This is a genomic window from Azonexus sp. (assembly GCF_036170495.1).
Classification (GTDB): domain Bacteria; phylum Pseudomonadota; class Gammaproteobacteria; order Burkholderiales; family Rhodocyclaceae; genus Azonexus.
In genome coordinates this window covers 1-5,565 of sequence record NZ_JAVHPH010000105.1, presented here as the reverse complement: position 1 = coordinate 5,565, position 5,565 = coordinate 1, and the positions used below count along the sequence as shown (strand labels likewise).

Below are 5,565 nucleotides of genomic sequence, written 5' to 3'. Positions count from 1 at the left end.
GGGCGCCCAGCGTTTCCATGATGCGGCTGCGTTCTTCGAGCAGGCTGTTGTCGCGGGCCATGCTCGCCGACAGCTCATGGCGTAGCTGGCCGATGACCTCAGCGGCGGCCTTGGGCGCCTCGGCAGCGGTCTGCATGAGGCGCGTGACTTCGGCAATGGTCGTTTCGGCCTGGCGCTGGTGGGCGGCGACGAGGTCGCGGGCTGTTTCGCCGAGCGTTTGCGTGATCTTTTCCTGCTGCGCCAGCGTTGCCTGACCGGCTTGCTGCCATTGCGCTTCGAGCTTGCCCGCCATGGCGGTGAGGGCGTCGGTGAAGCTGGTCTGGCGGGTTTGCTCGCCGGTTGCCCAATCGCGCTGCCAGTCGGCCTGGGTGGCGCGCATGTCGGCGAGCAGGGTGGCGGTGCGCTGGGCGAAGGTGTCGGCGAGGCTGGTTTGCGTTTGTTCCAAAGCCTGGGTCAGGCGGTCGCTGGCTTGTTCGTGCTTGGCAAGGGCGCTGGTCCAGGTTTCGGCCACCGTTTGCACGGCGCCGTCGAAACGCTGGGCGATGCCGTCGAGCTGGCCGGCGACCTGCTCGCTGATCGCTGCCTGCTGGGCCTGCGTGCTCTGGGCGAAGGCGGCGTGGCTGGCGTCGATGGATGTGAGCAGCGCCTCCGTGCGTTCGCCGAAGGTGTCGGCAACCTGGCTGACCGCTTGATCGAGGCGGGCGGTGACGCCGTCGAACTGGTTGGCCAGCGTGGTGGCCAGTTGTTGCTGGCTGGCGGCGGTGGTTTCGGCCAGCATCGAGTGTTGTTGCGCGGCGTCGGCTTGCAGTTTGGTTTGGGTGCTGTCGACCGAGGCAAGTAGCGCGGCGGATCGCTGTTCGAAGGTGTCGGCGTAGGCGGTGAGCGCGGTTTGCAGGTGCAGGTGCTGGGTGGCGGTGGCCTGTTCGTGGTGGCTCAGGGCCTGGGTCCAGGTGTCGCTGACGGTCGTCACGGTCTGCGCGAACTGGCCGGCGATGCCGGCGAGCTGGGTTTCGACGGTGCCGAACAGCTTGTCGTGCAGGCCGCGCGTTTCGTTGGCGATGCTCGCCATGGTGGCGGTGACGACGGGCTGGATGGTCTCGGCGGCGACCGTCGCGCTGTCACGCAAGCTGGCCTTGAGCGACTGGTCGACGGACTGGGCCAGACCGGTGTACAGCCCCTTGGCTTCTTCATGGAAACGTTGCTGGCCGGCCAGCAATTGCTCGCCGAGCTGGCGGCTGTGATCGGCCATCTGGCTCATCATGGCGTCGAGTTTGCCGACCAGTTCGGGCAGCGCCTGGGCCTGCGCCTGCAGGGCCTTGAAGGTTTCCTGGCGTTGGTAGGTGAGCGAGAAATCGCGCAGCACGCTGCCGATCTTGCTGTCGAGCAGTTGGCCGACTTGCAGGCGGTCGCGCCGGCACAGGGCGGAAATGAGGCCGAGCATTGCTGAAGTGGCGACGCCGGCGACCGAGGTGCCGAAGGCGACGCCGAGGCCCTTGACCGGTGCGGCCAGCGCCGAGCGGATGGTGTGCAGGTCGGTGGTGCTTTCCAGCGCCAGCACGGCACCGTTCAGCGTGACGACCATGCCGAGGAAGGTGCCGAGCATGCCGAGCAGGACCAGCAGGCCGACGAGGTAGGGCGTGATGCCCGGGCCGGGCAGGGCGACGCGCTCGCCTTCGATGCGCAGACGGACGGCGTTTTGCAGCGCGGCCGGCACCTGTTGCAGCCATTCGCCAAGGTGGCCGATGTCGTCCGGGATGTTGCCGAGTGCCTTGGCCAGCGCCGTGGTGTTGGCGTGAAAACGGCGCATTTCGAGGGCGCCGGCGAGGTAGACCGTAGCAATGATGCAGGAGACGGTGAAGGCCAGCGGGTGGCCAGCGATGTAGCCAATGGCGACCCAGATGACGGCGAACAGGCCGAGGATGAAGGCGAAGAGACTGAGATTGCGGTTCATTGGGCTTTCGTTTCCTTGGTTTCGGCCGAGCTGCCGAGGGCGGCGATCAGGCCGGCAACCGGCTTGAGGCGCAGTTCCAGTTCGGCGAGCAGCACGGTCTGGACGTCATGGCAGAAGGCTTCGAGCCAGCTGCCCGGCTGCGTCCAGGTGGTCGGATCGTCGGCGGTGTCGTTGGCGAATTCGTCGGTCAGGGCGGCGCGGTGTTCGGCGTAGCGCTGGTCAAAGCGCTTGCCGAGCATGATCGGGATATTCGACAGCAGATTGCGTTCGCGCACGCTCAGAAATTTCTCGAAGGCGGCGTCGAGGTCGGCCAGTTGCTTGCCCGCCGCCGACTGGCCGGCCAGCGCCTTGCGGGCGTTGGCGCGCAGGGCCGTGATGGCGCTGTTCATGTCGCGCTGGTGGGCAAGATAGTAGCGGTGATAGGGCGAGAAATCGGCGGCGCTTGCCGGCGTGGCGTTGGGCAGCGGCGTCGGGAAAGGGATGCGCGCCGGAGTGCACGCCGAATCGGCACTGAAAACGCCGTCGTTGTGGATCGAATCACTCAGGTTGCGGCGAACGCGGGCCAGTTGGGCCGGCAGGTCGCTGTTGACCGAAGCGATGTGCATGCCGCTGCCGGCCTCGGTGTTGAGGACCGAAAACAGCGTCAGCGCATCCGAAAAGTCCAGCCACTGCCCGAGCCGTTCGCCGAAATCGTATTTCGGATCAGGGACTTCCGGGAGGGTGTCGGACAGGACGCGGACGAGGGCAGCGCGATTGAAGGTGGCGCGTTGCAATTCACGCGTCATGATCATGACCTGGTTCGACGTCGAAAGGGCTGGCAAGGCTACACCAACTTTGCGACGCGGTCAGCGGTCTGTGTTTTACCGCTCAGGCCGGGCGCCTGCTATCCGCGGCGTCTGACTTCAGTCCAGCTGTTGCAAGCAGGTATGATGAGCTCAGTAAGCAAAAAAATGAGTTCAGCCATTTCCAGTCCCTCCCGATTTTCCCGCAGCCTGTGGCTGGTGGTAGTCGTGTTCGTCATTTTTTCCCTTGTCTTTTTCTTTTATGTGCGTTCGGAAAAGCAGATCGACGAGGCTAACGAAGAGCGCATTCGGTCTTACTGGCTGGCGCAGGAGTTGCGTCAGTCGTCCGATGACCTGACGCGCATGGTGCGCAGTTATGTGATAACCGGCGATCCCCTGTTCAAGCAGCATTACCAGGAAATCCTCGACATCCGCGACGGCCGCAAGCCTCGCCCGGTGGATTACCAGAATATTTACTGGGACATGGTGGGCGCGGATGACCGGCGCCCACGTCCATCGAGCGGGCAAAACATTTCCCTGCTTGACCTGATGCGGCAGGCCGGTTTTTCCGATCAGGAGTTCGCTCGGCTGGCGCAGGCCAAAGCCAATTCGGATGCCCTGACCCGTACCGAATTCGCCGCCATGGCGCTGGTCGAGTCCGCTGTGGAAATCAGCGACACCGTTCGCTTGCAGGCCAGCCAGATGTTGAACGACGCCGCCTATCATCAGGCCAAGGCCGACATCATGCGGCCGATGAGCGAACTGCATGAGCTGTTGACGGAGCGCACAAAAAAGATGGTGCGTGATGCCGAAGATTTTGCCTTGCTGATGCGAGGGATATTCATCTTATTGGGGCTGCTCCTGCTGTTGACTGTGAGGCGTACCTATCGGGCCTTGCGGACCAGCCTTGGCGGGTCGCTGGACGAGGTGCATGCGCGCATCGCCCGGCTCGGTCAGGGCGATTTTTCGACCCCCGTTCCGGTGGCCGCGGGGATGGAAAACAGTGTGCTCGGCTGGCTTGCCGAAACCCGGATCGAACTGGCGCGCATTGATGCCGAACGCCGGCAGGCGCTGATCGATGTCGCGGCAAGCGAGGCCCGGCTACGCACCATCATCGACAACGAGCCGGAATGCATCAAGATGCTTGATGCCAAGGGGCGGTTGCTCCAGATGAATCCGGCCGGACTGGCGATGATCGAGGCCGACTCCCTGGCGCAGGTGGCCAATCAGCCGATGCTGGATCTGGTCGCGCCGGAATACCGCGCTGCCTTCGTGGACATGCACCACAAGGTGCTGGCCGGGGCGGCAGTGCAAATGGAATTCGAGGTGTGTGGCCTGAAGGGCGGCCGGCGCTGGCTGGAGACCCATGCCGTGCCCATGACGGACAATGGCCAGACCCTGCTGTTGGCCGTCACCCGCGATATTTCGCAGCGCAAGGCGGCGGAAGCCGAACTGGTCGCCTATCGCCTGCACCTCGAAGACCTGGTCGCCCAGCGCACGGCGGCCCTGTCCGTCGCCAAGGAAGCAGCGGAAGCGGCCAATGTCGCCAAGAGTTCCTTTCTCGCCAACATGTCGCACGAGATACGAACGCCGCTCAACGCGATTACCGGTATGGTGCATCTCCTCAAACGCTCGGGGGTGGAGCCCAAGCAGGCTGAAAAGCTCGAGAAAATTGACGTGGCCGGGCGGCATCTGCTCGAAATCATCAATGCCATTCTCGATTTGTCGAAGATCGAAGCCGGCCAGTTTGTCCTGGAAGAAAGTGAAGTCAACTTTGGCGCGCTTGCTGCCAATGTCGCTTCCATGCTCTCCGGGCAGGCCCAAGCTAAAAACCTGATCCTGCGCTGCGATGTGCAGACACTTGCGCGCAATCTGCTGGGTGATCCGACGCGGATTCAGCAGGCGATATTGAACTACGCCAGCAATGCCATCAAATTTACCGAGGTCGGTGGTGTAACGCTACGTGTGCGGCAGGAGGGCGAGGACGATGCCAGCGTTCTGGTGCGTGTCGAGGTACAGGATACCGGGCCCGGCATTCCACCCGAGGTTCAGGAGCGCCTGTTTGCCTCCTTCGCCCAAGCCGACGATTCGATATCGCGCCGTTTCGGTGGCACCGGCCTGGGGCTGGCCATTACCCGAAAGCTGGCCCAGTTGATGGGCGGTGAGGCTGGCGTCGTTAGCCAGATCGGGGTTGGTAGCACTTTCTGGTTCACCACCCGGCTAAACAAAGGCTCCGCCACAAAAGGGGCTGCATCAGCCCCGCCAATGATGGCCGAGGCCGGGTTGCAGAGCCGATACGCCGGGCGGCGAATACTGCTCGCCGAGGATGAGCCGATCAACCAGGAAATTGCCGTCGCGCTGCTGAGCGATGCCGGTTTGCAGGTCGATGTGGCGAACGATGGCCTGGAAGCGTTGGCGATGGCCGAAAAGAACAGCTACGACCTGATTCTGATGGACATGCAGATGCCCCGGATGGACGGCCTGGAAGCGACCCGGCGCATCCGGCAGCTGGCGATCGGCGGCGACTCGCCGATTCTGGCCATGACCGCCAACGCCTTTGCCGAAGACAAGGCACGCTGCTATGCAGTGGGGATGAACGACTTCATCGCCAAGCCGGTAGTTCCCGAAATGCTCTTTGCCAGCGTGCTCAAGTGGTTGGAGCAGGGCGGCCCAATCCCACGGTCAACCGGAAAAATCGCCCAAAATTGAAGTCGGCCGCAACTGCGGCATGGTGCCATCCCGACCCCGGCACCCACCGTCACCTCGGGTATAATGCCGGCCTCTCCGCCTAACCAGACCCCACTCCCCATGGCCGACATTCTTTGCCTCAAG

General features: G+C 63.5%; 3 protein-coding genes. 1 reads left to right on the top strand and 2 read right to left on the bottom strand.

Translation table 11 applies throughout. The annotated features are described in order from the left end of the window. Together ADADOO_RS03505 and ADADOO_RS03500 are read right to left on the bottom strand one after the other, a co-directional pair. Positions 1-1,951: DUF802 domain-containing protein (locus ADADOO_RS03505; RefSeq protein ID WP_511275057.1), on the bottom strand; the 1,951-nt coding region annotated here is incomplete at its 3' end. Beyond that, a complete protein-coding gene (locus tag ADADOO_RS03500) occupies positions 1,948-2,736 on the bottom strand; it encodes a DUF3348 domain-containing protein (protein ID WP_511275055.1) in 789 nt (262 codons plus the stop codon). The genes ADADOO_RS03505 and ADADOO_RS03500, both read right to left, overlap by 4 nt. A 165-nt stretch (positions 2,737-2,901) precedes the next feature. On the opposite strand from ADADOO_RS03500, the gene ADADOO_RS03495 reads away from it, so the two are divergent. After that, positions 2,902-5,442: a PAS domain-containing hybrid sensor histidine kinase/response regulator gene (locus ADADOO_RS03495; RefSeq protein WP_511275053.1), complete on the top strand. Its 2,541-nt coding sequence runs from the start codon at positions 2,902-2,904 to the stop codon at positions 5,440-5,442. The last annotated feature ends 123 nt before the right edge of the window (positions 5,443-5,565 follow it).

Coding starts and splice junctions, on each gene's coding strand:
- ADADOO_RS03500 (WP_511275055.1), bottom strand. CDS start 2,736: ATGACGCGTGAATTGCAACGCGCCACCTTCAATCGCGCTGCCCTCGTC.
- ADADOO_RS03495 (WP_511275053.1), top strand. CDS start 2,902: ATGAGTTCAGCCATTTCCAGTCCCTCCCGATTTTCCCGCAGCCTGTGG.